Annotated in this window: 20 protein-coding genes; 8 read left to right on the top strand and 12 right to left on the bottom strand. The window is 65.6% G+C overall.

Annotated elements, in window-relative coordinates:
- The first annotated feature begins 43 nt into the window (after positions 1–43).
- Positions 44–472, top strand: coding sequence for a VOC family protein (locus ACFQ2S_RS14730; RefSeq protein WP_386075567.1), 429 nt, complete (start codon positions 44–46; stop codon positions 470–472).
- 13 nt (positions 473–485) lie between these two features.
- The gene (locus ACFQ2S_RS14725; protein WP_386075566.1) at positions 486–1,196 is read left to right on the top strand and encodes a DUF1194 domain-containing protein; all 711 of its coding nucleotides are present in this window, start codon (positions 486–488) and stop codon (positions 1,194–1,196) included.
- Positions 1,197–1,216: 20 nt separating this feature from the next.
- Here ACFQ2S_RS14725 and ACFQ2S_RS14720 read toward each other — a convergent pair whose 3' ends face one another.
- From ACFQ2S_RS14720 to ACFQ2S_RS14710, 3 genes are all read right to left on the bottom strand, one after another.
- Entirely contained in the window at positions 1,217–1,714 is a 498-nt protein-coding gene (locus tag ACFQ2S_RS14720) for a MarR family winged helix-turn-helix transcriptional regulator (protein ID WP_089234315.1), read from the bottom strand.
- Between the two features lie 87 nt (positions 1,715–1,801).
- Positions 1,802–2,077, bottom strand: a complete 276-nt coding sequence (locus tag ACFQ2S_RS14715; RefSeq protein WP_386075563.1) for a succinate dehydrogenase assembly factor 2 — start codon at positions 2,075–2,077, stop codon at positions 1,802–1,804.
- Entirely contained in the window at positions 2,074–2,475 is a 402-nt protein-coding gene (locus tag ACFQ2S_RS14710; protein ID WP_386075562.1) for a helix-turn-helix domain-containing protein, read from the bottom strand. Before ACFQ2S_RS14710 ends, ACFQ2S_RS14715 begins: the two co-directional genes overlap by 4 nt.
- A 98-nt stretch (positions 2,476–2,573) precedes the next feature.
- Between ACFQ2S_RS14710 and ACFQ2S_RS14705 the strand changes: the two genes are divergently transcribed.
- The 3 genes from ACFQ2S_RS14705 (at position 2,574) to ACFQ2S_RS14695 (ending at position 5,331) form a co-directional block, all read left to right on the top strand.
- Positions 2,574–3,776, top strand: coding sequence for a pyridoxal phosphate-dependent aminotransferase (locus ACFQ2S_RS14705; RefSeq protein WP_386075560.1), 1,203 nt, complete (start codon positions 2,574–2,576; stop codon positions 3,774–3,776).
- 154 nt (positions 3,777–3,930) lie between these two features.
- On the top strand, positions 3,931–4,341 hold the full coding sequence (locus ACFQ2S_RS14700; RefSeq protein ID WP_386075558.1) for a hypothetical protein: 411 nt from the start codon (positions 3,931–3,933) through the stop codon (positions 4,339–4,341).
- Between the two features lie 45 nt (positions 4,342–4,386).
- The gene (locus tag ACFQ2S_RS14695) at positions 4,387–5,331 is read left to right on the top strand and encodes a hypothetical protein (RefSeq protein WP_386075557.1); all 945 of its coding nucleotides are present in this window, start codon (positions 4,387–4,389) and stop codon (positions 5,329–5,331) included.
- 10 nt (positions 5,332–5,341) lie between these two features.
- On the opposite strand, the gene ACFQ2S_RS14690 is transcribed toward ACFQ2S_RS14695, so the two are convergent.
- Both ACFQ2S_RS14690 and ACFQ2S_RS14685 read right to left on the bottom strand, forming a co-directional pair.
- A complete protein-coding gene (locus ACFQ2S_RS14690; protein WP_386075556.1) occupies positions 5,342–6,709 on the bottom strand; it encodes an MATE family efflux transporter in 1,368 nt (455 codons plus the stop codon).
- A gap of 67 nt (positions 6,710–6,776) precedes the next feature.
- Positions 6,777–7,412: an SAM-dependent methyltransferase gene (locus tag ACFQ2S_RS14685; protein ID WP_386075554.1), complete on the bottom strand. Its 636-nt coding sequence runs from the start codon at positions 7,410–7,412 to the stop codon at positions 6,777–6,779.
- 100 nt (positions 7,413–7,512) lie between these two features.
- On the opposite strand from ACFQ2S_RS14685, the gene parE reads away from it, so the two are divergent.
- Positions 7,513–9,474 (top strand): DNA topoisomerase IV subunit B, encoded by a 1,962-nt coding sequence (gene parE, locus ACFQ2S_RS14680; protein WP_386075553.1) that lies wholly within the window; start codon positions 7,513–7,515, stop codon positions 9,472–9,474.
- 13 nt (positions 9,475–9,487) lie between these two features.
- Positions 9,488–9,913 (top strand): hypothetical protein, encoded by a 426-nt coding sequence (locus ACFQ2S_RS14675; RefSeq protein WP_386075551.1) that lies wholly within the window; start codon positions 9,488–9,490, stop codon positions 9,911–9,913.
- A 397-nt stretch (positions 9,914–10,310) separates the two neighbouring features.
- On the opposite strand, the gene ACFQ2S_RS14670 is transcribed toward ACFQ2S_RS14675, so the two are convergent.
- A complete protein-coding gene (locus tag ACFQ2S_RS14670) occupies positions 10,311–11,240 on the bottom strand; it encodes a hypothetical protein (protein WP_386075550.1) in 930 nt (309 codons plus the stop codon).
- 206 nt (positions 11,241–11,446) lie between these two features.
- Between ACFQ2S_RS14670 and ACFQ2S_RS14665 the strand changes: the two genes are divergently transcribed.
- On the top strand, positions 11,447–12,154 hold the full coding sequence (locus ACFQ2S_RS14665) for a DUF1194 domain-containing protein (RefSeq protein WP_386075548.1): 708 nt from the start codon (positions 11,447–11,449) through the stop codon (positions 12,152–12,154).
- Between the two features lie 59 nt (positions 12,155–12,213).
- Here the strand turns inward: ACFQ2S_RS14665 and ACFQ2S_RS14660 are convergent, their stop codons facing one another.
- The 6 genes from ACFQ2S_RS14660 to ACFQ2S_RS14635 all read right to left on the bottom strand — a co-directional run bounded on the left by ACFQ2S_RS14660 (position 12,214) and on the right by ACFQ2S_RS14635 (position 16,597).
- A complete protein-coding gene (locus ACFQ2S_RS14660) occupies positions 12,214–13,074 on the bottom strand; it encodes a MipA/OmpV family protein (RefSeq protein WP_386075546.1) in 861 nt (286 codons plus the stop codon).
- A 137-nt stretch (positions 13,075–13,211) separates the two neighbouring features.
- On the bottom strand, positions 13,212–13,622 hold the full coding sequence (locus ACFQ2S_RS14655; RefSeq protein WP_386075544.1) for a c-type cytochrome: 411 nt from the start codon (positions 13,620–13,622) through the stop codon (positions 13,212–13,214).
- Positions 13,619–14,092 carry a c-type cytochrome gene (locus ACFQ2S_RS14650; protein ID WP_386075542.1) on the bottom strand — a complete coding sequence of 158 codons (474 nt, stop codon included), beginning with the start codon at positions 14,090–14,092 and terminating at the stop codon, positions 13,619–13,621. Before ACFQ2S_RS14650 ends, ACFQ2S_RS14655 begins: the two co-directional genes overlap by 4 nt.
- Before the next feature lie 19 nt (positions 14,093–14,111).
- Positions 14,112–14,795 carry an ABC transporter ATP-binding protein gene (locus ACFQ2S_RS14645; protein WP_386075540.1) on the bottom strand — a complete coding sequence of 228 codons (684 nt, stop codon included), beginning with the start codon at positions 14,793–14,795 and terminating at the stop codon, positions 14,112–14,114.
- Complete coding sequence (locus ACFQ2S_RS14640) at positions 14,788–16,074, bottom strand: lipoprotein-releasing ABC transporter permease subunit (RefSeq protein ID WP_386075539.1); 1,287 nt, start codon at positions 16,072–16,074, stop codon at positions 14,788–14,790. Before ACFQ2S_RS14640 ends, ACFQ2S_RS14645 begins: the two co-directional genes overlap by 8 nt.
- Before the next feature lie 91 nt (positions 16,075–16,165).
- Positions 16,166–16,597, bottom strand: coding sequence for a methylglyoxal synthase (locus ACFQ2S_RS14635; protein ID WP_386075537.1), 432 nt, complete (start codon positions 16,595–16,597; stop codon positions 16,166–16,168).
- Positions 16,598–17,218: the final 621 nt, after the last annotated feature.

The following is a 17,218-nucleotide window of genomic DNA, read 5'->3' as shown; positions in this document are numbered from 1 at the left end:
GGCGGATTAGGTTAATGTCGAAGTCACGTCGACGGAGCATCCGATGAAGACACGCTATCTGCACACCATGGTCCGGGTGAAGGACCTGGAGAAATCCATCTCCTTCTACCAGCTGCTGGGCCTCGAGGAGACCCGGCGCACCGAAAGCGAGGGCGGACGGTTCACGCTCGTCTTCATGGCGCCGCCGGGCCAGCCGGAATGCCCGGTGGAACTGACCTACAACTGGGACGGCGACGAGGGGCTGCCCTCCGACAGCCGGCACTTCGGCCACCTCGCCTATGCGGTCGAGAACATCTACGACATGTGCCAGCACCTGATGGACAACGGCGTGACCATCAACCGTCCGCCGCGCGACGGTCGCATGGCCTTTGTCCGCTCGCCGGACAACATCTCCATCGAACTGCTGCAGATGGGCGACGCGCTGGAACCGGCCGAGCCCTGGACCAGCATGGAGAACACCGGTCACTGGTAGGATCGGACCCGGGTTGGCCGCGGCCTTCGTCGCGGCCAATCTCTGGACGCTGTCCGCGGCAGCGCAGGGCTCGTGCCGGCTCGCACTTCAGCTGGCGCTCGACATCTCCGGCTCCGTCGACGGCCGCGAATACCGGCTCCAGATGGACGGGATCGCCTGGGCGCTGGAGCAGCCGGACGTCCTCGCGGCGCTGATCGCGATGCCCTCCGCACCGGTCGTGCTGTCGATCTTCGAATGGAGCGGGCGCGACCATCAGAGGGTAATCCTCGACTGGTGGCCGATGCTGTCGGAAGCGGACGTTGCCGCCGTCGCCGGGCAATTGCGCAGCACGACGCGGCGTGACGCGCCGGTGAGCACGGCCGTCGGCGCCGCTCTGGCGTTCGGCAAGGCCCGCTTCGCCACCCCCCCTGCCTGTGCCCGCCAGGTGATCGATATCTCCGGCGACGGGCGCAACAACGACGGCCACCGCCCGCAGGACGTGCGCCAGGAGCTTGGGAACGTGCAGGTCAACGCCCTGGTCATCGGCCCGCCGCGGGGCAACGCCATCGGCGCAATGGGGCGGGAGCACGAGAATCTCCTGCGATATTTCCGGCAAGAGGTGATCTCCGGCCCCGGCGCCTTCGTGGAGCCCGCCGAGGGTTACGAGGATTACGCCCGGGCGATGCGGCGCAAACTCCTGCGGGAACTCGATGTGGTGGTGCTCGGCCACGCCGTGCGACCCTAGAGGCAGGCCGGGCGCAAACCTCAGTAGATGTAGCGGATCTGGTCTGTCCAGTAGCGCTCCATGCGGCGCAGCGAGGAGGTGATGTCCTCCAGCCCCTCGAAACCGATGACCTCCCGGTCCAGCAGGCCCCTGGCATGTCGTTCGAACAGGTCGTTCACCACGGTGCGGATATTGCGCCCCTTCTCGGTCAGCCGGACGCGCACCGCCCGGCGGTCGATCTCGCAGCGCTGGTGGTGCATGTAGCCCGTCTCCACCAGTTTCTTGAGATTGTAGGAGACGTTCGACCCCTGGTAGTAGCCCCTGGACTTCAGCTCCCCCGCCGTGACCTCGTTGTCACCGATATTGAACAGCAGCAGCGCCTGCACGGCGTTGATGTCCAGGATCCCCACCCGTTCGAACTCGTCCTTGATCACGTCGAGCAGAAGGCGGTGCAGACGCTCCACCAGCGCAAGCGTCTCGAGATAACCGGTCATGAACCCGCGTTCCTGACCGGCGAGCAGATTGCTGTGGATACTCATGCAGACCTCCGCCTTGGCAACTTGGGGAAGAGCTAAGGCGAAATGTCCAAACAAGCGGTTAAACCGAGTCGAATTCGTGGGAATTCCTCAGCTTTCCGCCGTTCCGCGCGAATGGGCATGCTGGGAGATGCGACCGAAGAGCTCCGCAAAGCGCTCCGGCACCGGGTCTTGGCCAGTGATCCAGCGCAGCATGTCCTGGTCGTTCTCGTGCAGCAGCGCGTCGTAGGTCTCCAGATCCGCCTCGGAGAGCGACGCCAGCTGGTCGTCCGAGAAACGGCCGAGCACCAGATCCATCTCCTTGATCCCGCGGCGCCAGGAGCGCATGCGCAGGCGTTTCAGGCGGTCTTCGTTCGATTCGATCATTCGGTCCCAGTCTCCAGCAATGAGGCCCGCAGCCGTTTCTCCACGCGAGCGAGCCGGTCGGCCGCATCGTCGATCTCGGAGCGGATCTGGCGGATTTCCAGCAGCAACGAACGGATCTCCGGCACCGGGGCCTCGCGGTCCTCGGCTGGGCCGTCCAGCCCGTCGCCCTCTCCGTTGAGCAGCCACATCAGCGACACGCCGAGCACGCCCGACAGCATCTGCAGCTTGTTGGCGCGCGGCTCGCTGATGTCGTTTTCCCAGCCCCGAACGGTCTTGACCTTGACGCCAAGTCGCTTGGCGAGATCGGGCTGGCTCATGCCGAGGGCTTCGCGGGCGCCCGCGACGCGGTCTCCGAACGTCGCTGTCTCGGCGCTGAACCAATCGGACGTGTCATTCATGGTGGCCTCCATGGGGTCGGTTAATCCTTGAACGGCCCCATGCGCAAGCCTAAGAAGCGCGCGGACCTTATGTCACAATCAGCCATCGGAGGCCGTTCATGTCCTTTCTCTCCGCGACCCTCGACCGGGTGAAACCGTCGCCCACCATCGCCGTCACAACCCTGGCGAACGAGTTGAAGGCCGCCGGAAAGGACGTCATCGGCCTCGGCGCCGGCGAGCCCGATTTCGACACGCCCGAGAACATCAAGGCCGCGGCGAAGGCCGCGATCGACGCCGGCAAAACGAAGTACACCGCGCCCGACGGCATTCCCGAGCTGAAGAAGGCGATCTGCGAGAAATTCAAGCGCGACAACGGCCTGGATTACACCCCGGCGCAGGTGAGCGTGGGCACGGGCGGCAAGCAGATCCTCTACAACGCGCTGATGGCGACGCTGAACCCCGGTGACGAGGTGGTGATTCCGGCACCCTACTGGGTGAGCTACCCCGACATGGTGCTTCTGGCCGGCGGCGAGCCCGTCATAGCCGAAGCCGGCGCCGACACCGCCTACAAGCTGACGCCCGAAGCGCTCGAGGCGGCGATCACGCCCAAGACCAAGTGGTTCATCTTCAACTCGCCGTCGAACCCGACCGGTGCGGCCTACAGCCGCGCCGAACTCAAGGCCCTGACTGATGTGCTGATGAAGCACCCGCATGTCTGGGTGATGTCGGACGACATGTACGAGCACCTCGTCTACGACGATTTCGAGTTTTGCACCCCCGCAGAGGTCGAGCCCGGACTCTACGAGCGCACGCTGACCTGCAACGGCGTCTCCAAGGCCTACGCGATGACCGGCTGGCGGATCGGCTATGCGGCCGGGCCGCAGCCGCTGATCGCGGCGATGCGGAAGATCCAGTCGCAATCGACCTCCAACCCCTGCTCGGTCAGCCAGTGGGCCGCGGTCGAGGCGCTGAACGGTACGCAGGAATTCATCCCGGCCAACAATGAAGTCTTCAAGCGCCGCCGCGACATGGTGGTGGAAATGCTGAACGCCGCAGAGGGCATCACCTGCCCGACGCCGGAGGGGGCATTCTACGTCTATCCGTCGATCGAAGGCTGCATCGGCAAGACCAGCGCCGGCGGCGCCCTGATCGAGAATGACGAGGTCTTCGCCAAGGCTCTGCTGGAGGAAACCGGCGTCGCCGTGGTGTTCGGAGCGGCCTTCGGACTCTCGCCCTGCTTCCGGGTCAGCTATGCGACCTCGGACGAAAACCTCAAGAAGGCCTGTGAGCGGATCCAGCAGTTCTGCGCCAGCCTCTCCTGAGGCGGAAGCCGGGGGCCGCTGGCCCCCGGACCCCCAGGGATATTTCCGGACAGGTGAAGGGGCGGGTGGCGCGCAGATGCGGCCGATCCGCCCTTTGACAGTATGCGCGCCGATTCCTAGGGTGTCGCGACCCGATGCGACTGGATCCAACGAGATGGCCGAGCTTCCCGAGTATTATTTCCGTGTGCGCGAGAACGGCGCGGCGGTGTTCCGGGTCGACAGCGAGACCCGCAACCGGCGGATCGAGATGGACCAGATCGCCGTGCTCAACATCCGCAACGGAGAGATCAAGCCGCAGGGCTCAAAGGAGTTGAGCGAGGCCGACATGGCAGCGATCCAGGACTGGATGGAAGAGCGCCGCGCGGTGCTGGCCCGTCGCGACATCGACGACCTCTTCCGCGCCATCGACTATCTCAATATCACCACGCAATGGGTGCAGTCCAAGGCGACCGACGAGCAGCTCGAGGAAGTGACCGACGCGCTGCTGATGGCAATGCATGACCTGCGGTCGATGCTGGTGCGCAAAAAGGCCGATCGCATCACGAAGGGTCAGCCGCAGGAGTGACTCGGCGACGAGCGCGGCAACGGCAGGCAGAAGGATAAGATCGGCATGAAGACGATCCTGCTCCACATGGGCACGCACAAGACCGGCTCGACCACGCTGCAGAAGTCTCTCGCTGCCTTCCGCAAGCCGCTCAACGAGGCCGGAGCGACCTTTCTCGGGCCGGGCCGGCCCTATCCGCATCTCTATTCGGCCTTTCTCCATCGCAAGAGCGACTTCATCTACAACCGGCACAACGGCCTCAGCGAGGAAGAGATCCGCGCGCGAGATGCAGAAACGCTGGACCAGCTCGACCGCAGCATACGCCATTCGCGAAATGACAGGGTGATCGTTTCGAGCGAGTATCTGTCCAAGTTGTCGGTCGCCGAGATGGCCGACATGCGGGACTGGTTCGGGCGGCACGGGCGGGTCGTAGCCGTGTATTTTTACCGGGAAATGCTGTCCTGGATCGCCTCGGATTCGCAGCAGATGGCCAAGGCCGGTCGCAATTCGGGGCCCACGCCGTTTTCAATCGCGATCGAACGTGTGACCGCCATGCCGCTTCGGATCGGCGAGGTATTCGGGGCCGACAATTCCGTCTTCCTCCGCTTCGAGGACGCTATCGTCGACGGGATCTGCAACAGCTTTCTGAAGCAGCTCGGCTGTCCGACGCTTGCCTCGCTGGGGCTGGAGGAGATCCGCGCCAACGAGGGGATCTCGGCCAACGCGGTGCGGGCGCTCTACGCGTACAACCGGCTGTTCCCGTTCGGCTCCGCCGACCGGCCGGAGGCACTGATGCAGCGTCTGATCGGGCTGGAAGGGCCGAAATACCAGGTGGCCGGTTTCCGACCCGAGGATATCTCGCGCTACGCGGAGGCCCGCAGGGAAGTTCTGGAAAAGCTCGGGCTGAAACTGCAGGATCCGGCGGAACTGCCGGAAAGCGAGAGCCTCGATCCGCAGGCCGATGCGATGGCCGAACTACTCGACACCTACATCGCGCGGCAGCGCGGCTAGGCCGAGCGGGTCAGCTGGTAGCCGGCACGGCCCTTGGCAGAGCCTTGCGCCAGAAACGCCACATAAGGGCCGCGACGGCCACGCCAAGCCCCAGCACCAGCCCGCTCCACACGCCCATGGCTCCGTGACCCAGAACGAAGCCGAAGACGTAGCCGGACAAGACACCCACGAGCCAGTAGGCCACCGCCGAGATCACCAGCGGCACCCGGGTATCCTGCACCCCACGCAGCAGCCCGTGGGCCATGACCTGGCCGCCGTCGGCCATCTGGAACAGCGCCGCAATCGCCACCAGGCCGACACCGATCGCGATGATCTCGGGCTTTCTCGGGTCGTCGGGGTCGAGGAAGAGGCTCATCAGCGCCTCGGGCCAGGTGAGGAAGATCGCGATGGTGACCATTGCAAAGAGCACCGAAGCCGTCACCGCGACCAGCGCGCCGCGGCGCAGGTTCGGCCCGTCCCGACGCCCCAGGGCGCGCCCGGCGCGGATGGTGGCGGCGTTGGAGAGCCCGAGGTGCACGAGGAAGGTCGCGGTCGCCAGCTGGATCGCGATCCCGTGGGCGGCGAGCGGGATCGTCCCGAGCCAGCCCACCATGACCGCGGAGGCCGCGAAGAGGCTGACTTCGGACAGGTTGGTCAGGCCGATCGGCCAGCCAAGTCGGAACACCTGGAAGAAGGCGGACCAGTCCGGCCGCCAGAGCCGGACGAAGAGCTCGTGCTCGGGGAATTGGCGGAACGCATAGATCACGAGGCCGATGAGCGAGATCACGTGAACCCCAACCGAGGCGATGGCGGCCCCGCGGATCCCGAGTTCGGGGAAGCCGAACTTGCCGAAGATCAGCAGGTAGTTCATGCCGCCATTCATCGCTGCCGCGAGAATGGTGACCCAGAGCACGACCTGGACCCGTTCCATCGCCGCGAGGTAGGACTTCAACACCATCACGCCGAGGGCCGGCACGATGCCCCAGCCGGCGATCCCGAGATAGACCGCCGCCTGCCCGGCCAGCGCCGGTTCCTGACCGAAGGCCAGCAGGATCGGTTCGGCCAGCAGCAGCGGCACCAGCGAGCCCAGGCCGACCAGCATCGACAGCCAGATCCCCATGCGGGTGACGCGGCGGATCTGGGTATCCCCGTCTGCGTTATCCACCTCGGCCGCGACGAGCGGCATCACCGCGAATCCGAAACCCGCGCCCATCAGGAAGAGCACGTAGAAGAACGAACTGCCCAGAACCAGAGCCGCGAGTGCCTCCACGTCGTACCAGCCGAGCATGATCGTGTCGGTCACCTGGATCGCGAATTGTGCCAGGTGCCCGCCGATCAGCGGCAGGCCGAGCACCAGCAGGGACCGCAGGTGCGACGCGTAGGGGGAAAGCGGTGTCATGCACGCCGCTTAGTCCGGCGCGCGAGGCGGGGCAAGCCAGCGCGTGATGACGCCCGCGCGGGCGTCATCAGCGCGCGGGTTTCAGCGCGACGAAATCCACCAGCGCGGACAGGCCGGCATGGCCCTCACCCTCCTCGATCTCGGCGTCGTAATCGGCCTTGTCGAGCACATGCCAGCCGGGGAAGGCCTCCTCGAGCAGCGGGAGCGTGTACATGTTCCCAGCCTGGGGCGGGCCGCCGGTGCCGTATTCCACCTGGCGCGGGGCGTAGCCGTGCATCAGGAGCTGCCCGCCGGGCCTCAGCGTGGAGGCGATCCCCTCAAAGACCTTCCGCCGAACATCGGGCGGCGAGAACTGGATGAAGACAGCGACCACCGCGTCCCAGGCACCCGGCGTCCATTCCCATTCCTCCACCCGCGCCTCGCGAAAATCGACCGTGACGCCCCTCTGAGCGGCCAGTTTGCGGGCCTTGGCGATCCCCACGTGCGAGGCGTCGAACGCCGTCACGTGGTGGCCGCGCCCCGCGAGGTAGACGGAGTTGCGCCCCTCACCGTCCGCCACGCACAGAACCCGGGAGCGGGGCGCCAGCACGTGGGCATGGGCCTCCAGGAAGCCCGCGGGCTCGGTGCCGAACAGGTAATCCTCGCGGTCGTATCGCGCGTTCCACATCTTGTGTATTGCTCCTCCCAGAGCGCCACCGGTCATGCCGGGTGCGAAGCCGCGGGGGCAAAGTCCCTTCCCCCTACCGCGCAATCCTGACAGAATACCCGGCAACCGAAAAGAACACCACGCCATGAGCAGTCCCATGCCCGAAGATCTCCTGTCCGGGGGCGCGCAGTCCCAGACCTATGATGCCTCCTCCATCGAAGTGCTGGAGGGGCTGGAGCCTGTCCGCAAGCGGCCCGGCATGTATATCGGTGGCACCGACGAGCGGGCGCTGCACCACCTCGTGGCAGAGGTGCTCGACAACTCGATGGACGAGGCGGTGGCCGGCCACGCCAACCGGATCGAGGTGGAACTGCACGCCGATTACGCGATCACCATCCGCGACAACGGCCGCGGCATCCCGGTCGATCCACACCCGAAGTTCCCCGACAAGTCGGCGCTGGAGGTGATCCTCTGCACGCTGCACGCGGGCGGCAAGTTCTCCGGCAAGGCCTACCAGACCTCGGGCGGTCTGCACGGCGTCGGCGCCTCGGTGGTCAACGCGCTCTCCGATTCCATGGTGGTGCAGGTCGCCCGTGACCGGCAGCTCTGGGAGCAGCGCTTCTCCCGCGGCAAGCCGCTGGGGCCTGTCGAGGTGGTGGGCAACGCCCCCAACCGGCGCGGTACCACGGTGACCTTTCACGCCGACGAGGAGATCTTCGGCTCGCACCGCTTCAAGCCGGCAAGGCTCTTCAAATCGATCCGCTCCAAGGCCTATCTCTTTTCCGGCGTCGAGATCCGCTGGAAGTCCGAGATCGACGACGGCGAGACGCCGCAGGAGGCCACCTTCCACTTCCCGGGCGGGCTAGCCGACTACCTCAAGGAAACCCTCGGCACAGCCAGCACCTACTCCCCCTCGCCTTTCGCCGGGAAGGTGGATTTTCAGGAAAAGTTCGGCGAGCCGGGATCCGTGGAATGGGCGATCAACTGGACGCCGGTGCGCGACGGGTTCATCCAGTCCTACTGTAACACCGTGCCCACGCCCGAGGGCGGAACCCACGTGCAGGGCTTCTGGAACGCGATCCTCAAGGGCATCCGCGCCTATGGCGAGCTGGCCAGCAACCGCAAGGCGGCCCAGATCACCCGGGATGACCTGATCTCCGGCGGCTGTGCGCTGGTCTCCTGCTTCATCCGCGAGCCTGCCTTTGTCGGCCAGACCAAGGACCGGCTCTCCACCGAGGCCGCGGCCCGGATGACCGAGAACGCCGTGCGCGACCACTTCGACAACTGGCTCGCCGCCGACACCAAGGCCGCCGGCGCGATCCTCGATTTCCTGGTGCTGCGCGCCGAGGAGCGGCTCAAGCGCCGGCAGGAAAAGGAAACCGCCCGCAAGACCGCCACCAAGAAGCTGCGCCTGCCCGGCAAGCTGGTGGATTGCTCGGCGACCAGCCGCGAGGGCACCGAGCTCTTCATCGTCGAGGGCGACTCGGCCGGCGGCTCGGCCAAGATGGCGCGGGACCGCAAGACCCAGGCGCTGCTGCCGCTCCGGGGCAAGATCCTCAACGTGCTCGGCGCCGCCTCCTCCAAGCTCGGCCAGAACCAGGAGATCAGCGACCTCACCCAGGCGCTCGGCACCGGCATGGGCACCAGGTTCGTGCTCGACGACCTGCGCTACGACAAGGTCATCATCATGACCGACGCCGACGTGGACGGCGCGCATATCGCCTCGCTGCTGATGACCTTCTTCTTCGCCCAGATGCGCCCGATGATCGACGCGGGCCACCTGTACCTGGCTTGCCCGCCGCTCTACCGGCTGACGCAAGGGGCGAAACGCGTCTACTGCCTCGACGAGGCGGAGCGCGATATTTGGCTCGCCAAGGGCCTCGGCGGCAAGGGCAAGATCGACGTCTCCCGCTTCAAGGGCTTGGGCGAGATGGACGCCAAGGACCTGAAGGACACGACCATGAACCCCGCCACCCGCAAGCTGATCCGCGTCAGCATCGACGAGGACGAACCGGGGGAGACCGGCGACCTCGTGGAGCGCCTGATGGGCAAGAAGCCGGAAATGCGGTTCCAGTACATCCAGGAGAATGCGAGGTTCGTGGAGGAGTTGGATGTTTGAGGCGGTTTGAGCCATGCTGTCGATATTTCTAGAACACCAATCCCCAAAAGCTGCCCGAAGGGCATTATTGATCTCGTCAACTTTAACGGTTTTCTTTGCATCCCTGGAGATCTCCGGCGGCGCACTCGACTTCCTAGGCCTTGAAATTCAAGCCTCGCAGGAAAATGTCGTTGTGCTACTAAGGGTTGTGACCGGATATTTTCTTTATGTTTTTTCTTGGTTCACCTTAGAGTTCTACCTTTCTCATGGCACCGAGATCCGATCAAGGGCACTGAGAAACAGAGCAGATTCCTTAGGCAAGGTTGCTCAGGAGATCGATTCATTCGATCCTGCAACGGAAGGTTTGGAGCCGGACGATTGGTGGATCGAAGCCTCCGAAGCGCGCGAAAAAAGCGATAGCTATCAAAGGAAAAGACAGGCCTGGATTGAAGTTTTTTGATCTCATGCGGGAGTTTTGTGTTTTTTTCGCTCCGGCCCTGACGATCGGATTCTTCGCAGTTTTTTTCCCAAATGGTGTCGCTTGTTGGTTAGGCCTCTAGGCCGCCAGAAAAAGCTAAAGGTTTTGTGCCGCTTTTCACTGCCGGGCCAAACAAACAGATGTGTAACGGAGGGCCGCGCCCGAACCAGGGTCGGCGCCTCGCAACGCCAGTTCCAAACGATTTATCTTGAAGCCCCAAACCACGTCCAAATAGCTTCCGACATCGCCAACGCGCCCTCCCGGGGGGAGGGTCGGGCGCGGCCCGGGCTGGTCGCCTGGGCCACCGTGTGATCGGCGTGGTGCCCGGAACGGCGGCGGACGCGAGCTAGTGTTGAGCTGGACGCGAAATCCCCTGCGCTCACTCCTCGAACAGCGTTTCATCCTCCGGGAAGCGCCGTTGCCGCAATTGCTCGTTGGACGCCGCGACACGGCCCATCAAATCGTTCCGGGCCTTGTCGCTCATGCGCAGCGCGGGGCCCCCTGAGGGCGGCACGACGCCCGCGAGGGATCGGATCGCCCATCGCACCGCGCGGTCGGCCTGCCCGCGCTGAAGGACTACCGGAATCCGGGCGTTCGCCTTTCGCAGCCAGTCGGCTTGGGCCAGCGTGAAGGATTGGTTGAGGGATTTCGGACGCTCCAGCCCCGCGGCGTCGATGCCCACGACGGAGCAGTAATCCTCGATCAGATCGCCGCCGACCATATCCTTCCGTTGAAGGCGTCTGACGGTCACGCGGTCCTCGCCAAACTGGGTCTCCCAGAGCCGCACCAGCCGGTTGTAGTTGGGCGCCTGGAAATCGGCCAAGTACCGGTCGAAAGGCTTGCTCCCGCCGCCGCGAAGATACTGGGAGTAACAGCTCTCCGCGTAGCGATCCTGCCTGCGGATATAGACGATGATCTCGACGTCCTCGAAATGCCCGCGCGCCCAGTTCTGAAAGGCTTCCACGAAATTCGCATTGCGCCGGGGCGCACCCAGCAGTTCACAGGAAAACAGGGCCGTCGCGTCCGGGTGGCGGGCCGTGTCGCGCCTGATCTCCGCGTCGAACCTCCGTGCGAACGCCGTCTGGCTTTCGAGATCGCGAATGCCGAGCGCCACTTTTAGAACATCGTCGCCCAGCAGCTCTTCCAATCGGTCGAAGGTGGCGACGGTCAGTTCCGGCTGATTGCCCTGCCGTCCATACCGACGGAACAGGAACCCCTGCCCCTGGAGCGCCGCACGATTCACCTGCAGGAAATCCTGCAACGTGGTGGTCCCGGTCTTTTGCGTTCCGATATGGACCTTCGCTCTCATACTCGCACCCTCGCTGGCGTTCCGGTCAAACCGAGGAAGTGTTGGGGCGCGGGCATGCCCGGCCGATCGGATTGTTTCGGCTATGCCCTGCGAAGTCCATCACGCGAGCGGCGTCAAATGCGCACGATCGAGGCAGGTGAAAGCATTGTGATCGGCCGGCGCGGCGCGGTCGTTGCTCAAATCCGCAGATGCGCTAGGCTCGCTTCATGCGCATCCTCACAGCCTTTCTCGCCAGTCTCGCCCTCCCCGCCCCTGCCGAGGAGGTCTCGGTGGAACTGGTTCTGCTGGCCGATGCCTCGGGATCGATCAGTCCGGAGGAGATCCGGTTCCAGCGGCAGGGCTATGCCGAAGCGGTGACCCATCCGCAGGTACTCGAGGCGATCCGGACCTCGGCTTACGGCCGTATTGCCGTGACCTATGTCGAGTGGGCCTCCGCCGGCGAGGAGGACGTGGTGGTGCCGTGGACGGTGATCCACGACGAGGCCAGCGCCGCCGCCTTTGCCGCGGCGCTCCCCCTGCCCCCGCGACGCGCCTTCGGGCGCAACGCCATCGGCTCGGCGCTGCTCTTCGGCAAGGACCTGATCGAGACCAACGCCCACGAGGGCTGGCGCAAGGTGATCGACATCTCCGGCGACAGCCCCAACAGCTACAACGGCCCCACGATCGAAGCCGCCCGCGCCGAAGTGATAGCCGCCGGGATCACCATCAACGGCCTGCCGATCCTCTGCCGGTTCTGCGACACGCCCACGCGCTACCCGGACCTAGGGGCGATCTACGAGGAACGGATCATCGGCGGCATGGGCGCCTTCGTGGTGACCGCCGAGAGCGATACCGACCTCGCGGACGCGATCCGGCGCAAGCTGGTGCTTGAGATTTCCGGCCAGATGCCGGGCGAGACGTTCGCCGCCCGCTAGCCCCCCGGACATGGAAAGGGCGGCCCCTGGCCGCCCCTGTCGTCCCGATGTTCGTCAGATCAGAACTGGAGCACCAGTTCCCGGGTGATGCCGATGCGGAAGCGGAACTGGTCTTCGCTGCCGGCCTCGGTTATCGGCGAATCCGCCGCGTCGTTCAGCAGCCGGTCGGCACGGATCGCGGCTTCGAGGCCCCAGAGGTCGTTGAACCTGTAGCGTGCCGTCGCCTCGATGCCCGCCCCCAGCAGCCCGCCATCGGCTTTGAAGGTGCTCAGCCCGCTGGCCGCAGCTTCGGAGTCGTCTACCCCGAAGTAGAGATCGGCGAAATCGCCGTCCGCAAAGGAGAAGCGCGGACCGACGCGGAATTCCCAGTTGTCGGTGGGATAGGCGATGGCATCCATGCCGAGTTCGCCGACGAAATTCTGGTGGCCGATCACGCCGTAGCGCACGTCGCCGAAGGCCTCGAAGTTGCGCTCTCGGTAGACGAGGCCGAGGCCCAGTTCCAGCGAGGGGTCGATATCCTCCAGCCCGTCCAGCTCATCGTAATCTTCATCGTCGCGCTTGCCGATGAAGCGCAGCGAGCCGCGGATACCGAAGGCGCTCGGCGGGGCGCTGCCGTCGAGGCTGCCGTAGTCGCCCAGCCCCCGGATCTTGGCGTAGTCGAACTTGACCGCGAAATCCGGCCCGACGGTATACTCATCGGACCCGAAGTACGCCGGCCGCGTCGTCACGCCGGCGCGGACGTCGAACTTCAGGACGACGTTCTTGTTGGGGTCGATCCGTGCAAGCGGCGTCGGCTCGCCGGCCGTGATCGGCGCAGCAGGCACATCGGACACGTCTGTCGTGCCGAGATCCTGACCCATTGCCGCGGTCGCCAGCCAGATGGCCGCGAAACCCGTGGCAGCAAGGGCTCGCTTGTGCATTTCGTTCTTCCCCCGAATCGGCAGTGCCGAGCTAGTTCCAGAATCAACCTAAACCGAGGCCGTTTTACTGCAACCCCCGGTGGCACCGCTTTTCCCCGGATGTCATAGATTTGACACGTGTTTCCCGCGATTTGCGCTCACCTTTGCAAGGTTCTGAGATATTCGACGATCTCGAGTACCGGAAGGCTCACCGAATCCTGCCCGGACTCGGTGTCGACCATCGTCTCCGGGCTGCCGTCGAAGAAGGCGCCATAGATCGGCATCGGGCTGCCGTGGGCCACGACGGTCTCCCGGCCGTCGATCCGCCGGATCAGCCGGGACACGGGGAATTTCCCCATGTTGGCCTCCGACAAGGCAGAGAGGTCGGGTGGCTGGACCGTCAGGAAGGCGGCCGTGGGGCCGTCGCCGCCGGCCGTGGGGCCGTGACAGGTCGCGCAGTAGCGGGCGTAAAGCGCCTCTCCCGAGGATGTATCGACAGCCTCCTGCGCCGCCGCCCCTGCCAGGGAGCCCAGCAGGCAGCCAAGAACCATGATCCCGCGCAGCGTCATTGGACCTGCACCGTCTCGAGCCACTCGGCGATCTCGAGGATCGGCCGGGTGGTGGTGACGGGGCTGCCTTGCGGCCCGTCGATCACCACCGAGGCGCCGGCGAGCAGGCCGCCGAACATCGGCATCGGCCCGCCATGCGCGGCCAGCCCCTCGCGTCCGTCGATCAGCCGGACGACCCGCGCCGCATCGAAGACGCCGTCGTTGCGCTGCGCGAAGGTGGTGAGGTCCGGGACGGTTGCGGTCAGCAATCCGGCATTCGGCCCGTTGCCGCGCGCGTCCGCGCCGTGACAGCCCAGGCAGGCGTCCACATAACTTTCCGGCGGAGGGACAGCCTCCTCGGCGCGCCCGCTTCCAGGAACGAGCAGGACACAAGCAGAGACAAAGGCGGTAAAGAGAGGGTTCATCGCAGGCTCCGATCCGACAACGGGATCCTCCGCCTGACCAACCCCGATGTCATTGATCTGGGTCATGAGTCCCGGACGACCGCCGTCAGCCGGCGACAATCCGGCCACCCTCCAGCCTTACCACGCGATCCATTCTTCCGGCCAGTTCGAGGTTGTGCGTGGCCACCAGCGCCGCCAGCCCCGTCTCGCGGACCAGCCGCATCAGGGCGGCGAAAACGGTGTCGGAGGTGGCCGGGTCGAGGTTGCCGGTCGGCTCGTCGGCGAGCAGCAGACGCGGGGCATTGGCAAGCGCCCGGCAGAAGGCCACGCGTTGCTGCTCGCCGCCCGAAAGCTGCGCAGGCCGGTGACCGGCGCGCGCGGTCAGGCCGACCGACTCCAGCAGTTCTCCCGCCCGCGCCCGCGCGGCTGCGGCCGGCACGGCGTTGGCGAGTTGCGGCAGCACGATGTTCTCGGCCGCCGAGAATTCGGGCAGCAGATGGTGGAACTGGTAGACGAAGCCGACCTCCCGCCGCCGCGCCGTGGTGCGCGCCACGTCGCCCGACCGGGTCATCTCCCGCCCCGCGAGCCGCACCTGCCCGGCATCCGCGGTGTCGAGCAGGCCGGCGATGTGCAGCAGCGTCGACTTGCCCGCCCCCGAGGGCGCCACAAGGGCCACGATCTCGCCGGCATCGACACGCAGATCGACGCCACCGAGCACGGAAACCGCCCCCGGGGTGCCGGGGTTGTAGGTCTTCTCGATCCCCATGAGTTCCAGAACCGGTTCACTCATAGCGCAGCGCCTCCACCGGGTTCATCTGTGCCGCCCTACGCGCGGGAAAGATCGTGACGATGAAGGACAGTCCGAGCGACAATGCCACGGCAGAGACCACGTCCCCCGCCTCGAGCTTCGCGGGAAGCGCATAGATCCCCCGGATCGACGGATCCCAGACCCCGCCCCCCGAGACGTAATTCACCAAGCTGAAGATCGGGTCGATGTAGATCGCGAAGAGGCAACCGAGGATCACCCCGGCAATCGTGCCGACCGTGCCGACCGATGCGCCGCAAATGAAGAACACCCGCATCACCGAGCCTTCGGTCAGCCCCATCGTGCGCAGGATGCCGATATCGCGCCCCTTGTTCTTCACCAGCATGATCAGGCCCGAGATGATGTTCATCGCCGCGATCAGCACGAGGATGGACAGGATCACGAACATCACGTTGTCCTCCACCTCGAGCGCCCGCAGGAAGGCTCCCGACGCATCGCGCCATGTCCAGAGCAGCGTACGCTCTCCGCCGGCCCGCAGCAGCGCGGTCGTCATCTGGTCGACGCCGTCGGGGTCGGCCACCATCACCTCGAGTTCGTCGGCGACGCCCTCGCGGTTGAAATAGCTCTGCGCCTCCGCGAAGGGCATGTATACGCGCGTACGATCGATGTCGTAGCGGCCCGCCTGGAAGACGTAGACGACCTCGTAGGCATTCACCCGCGGCGATGTGCCGAAGGCCGTCTTGACCCCGTTAGGCGAGATCAGCTTGATCCGGTCGCCCACCGCCGCGCCGAGCTGCTGCGCCACGCCCCAGCCGATGGCGATGCCTTCCTCGAACCGCGCCAGGTCGCCCTGCGAATCCTCCGGGGTCGCGATCCGGGGCACCGTCGCAAGGTCCTTTGCCGTGATCCCGAACACCTCGACGCCGGCGTTGCGGGTGCCGAAGCTGGCCATCACCTGCCCCTTCACCAACGGCGCCACGCGGGTAACCCCCGGCACGGCCTTCAGCCGCTCGGCCATTTCGGCGTAATCGTCGATCACCCGGCTGGATTGGCCGGTCTCGGTCACGGCGACGGACTGGTAGACGGTCACATGGGCATTGGCGCCGAGGATCGTGTCGACGAACTCGGCCCGGAACCCCGAGCGGACGGAGAGCGTGGCGATCAGCGCAAAGACGGCCAGCGTGATGCCGACGAGGCTGATCCAGGTCATCACCGACACGCCGCCCTCTGCGCGACGGGCGCGCAGGTAGCGCCAAGCGATCATCCATTCGTAGCAGGCAAAGGGGGGTGGGCTCTGGGCCAAGGTCTGCTCCCGCGTTTTGCGCCCTCCATGGCGGCGTTACGCGGTTGCGTCAACACTCCTTGCCCCACCTTTGCGCGAGCAGCGACGGGCCTCAGCCCGCGCTGCCGGTCTCGTCGGCCTGCGGGCCGTAATCCTCGTCGAGCAATCCCGAGGTCAGCACGAAATCTGCCGTGGCCGCGTTGCAGGCGACCACCACCTGCTCCAGGGTCGAGATCCGCAGCAGCGCCTTCACGTCCACGTCATGCGGCATCGCGGTCAGCGGGTCGGTGAAGAAGATCAGGATGTCGAGCTTGCCGTCGGCGATCATCGCACCAAGCTGCTGGTCCCCGCCGAGCGGGCCGCTTTTCAGCCGCGCCACGGCCAGGCCGGCCCCCTCGCTCACCCGGCCACCGGTCGTCCCGGTCCCCCAGAGGTCGTGTTTCGCCAAGATCTCGCGGTTGCGAGCAGCCCAGGCCACGAGGGCCGGCTTCATCGCATCGTGGGCCACCAGCGCAATCCGCTTGCGCGCTGCCATTCGGGTCATCGGATCTTCCTTTGCCAACTGTCCTGCCGGAGTACCCGGCGGCCCGCGCCGTTCAAGGTGTGCACGGTGCAGCGCCATATCGCCCCGTCATCATGGCCCGCGCAACCGCCATTCGACGCCATTCACTGCGACAGCACCGCCCGCCCGAGGCAGCCTCCGAATCCGCGCGTCGCGCCTTGGCCGCAGGTTTCCCCTCCATCAACAGTCCCACCCCCAAGGGCGATTTCTTCCGTGATCCGCTACCAAAGGCTTGCCCCCGCCAAACGACCGGACCTGTCGAACCACCACAGGCATTAGCCCTCAAGCCACTGAAATCGCTTCTATTTACCTGGCAAGCCATTCAACACCGCCAACCCAAGTGGCACACATGCTGCCATATTTTCTCCGCTTTTCGATGCGAATTCGGTTCGGCCGGGGGGCGCCAACAGGATCGAAACGAAGGCCGCGACATGACCACGACCTCCCTTCCCTCCGGGGCAACCCCCGTTCTGTCTCGCATGTACGACCGCCAGTACTCCGGGGTGTCCGGCGACTATATGGACATCTCCCACCGCAAGGCCCTCGAGCTGAAGTCCGCGACGATTTCGCTGAGTTTCTCGCTGGACGAGGTCTATGGCGACA

The sequence above is a fragment of the Tropicimonas aquimaris genome, from assembly GCF_042676185.1.
Lineage (GTDB): Bacteria > Pseudomonadota > Alphaproteobacteria > Rhodobacterales > Rhodobacteraceae > Tropicimonas > Tropicimonas aquimaris.
The sequence above is the reverse complement of the archived record's forward strand: the minus strand, read 5'-3'. Positions and strand labels throughout refer to the sequence as shown.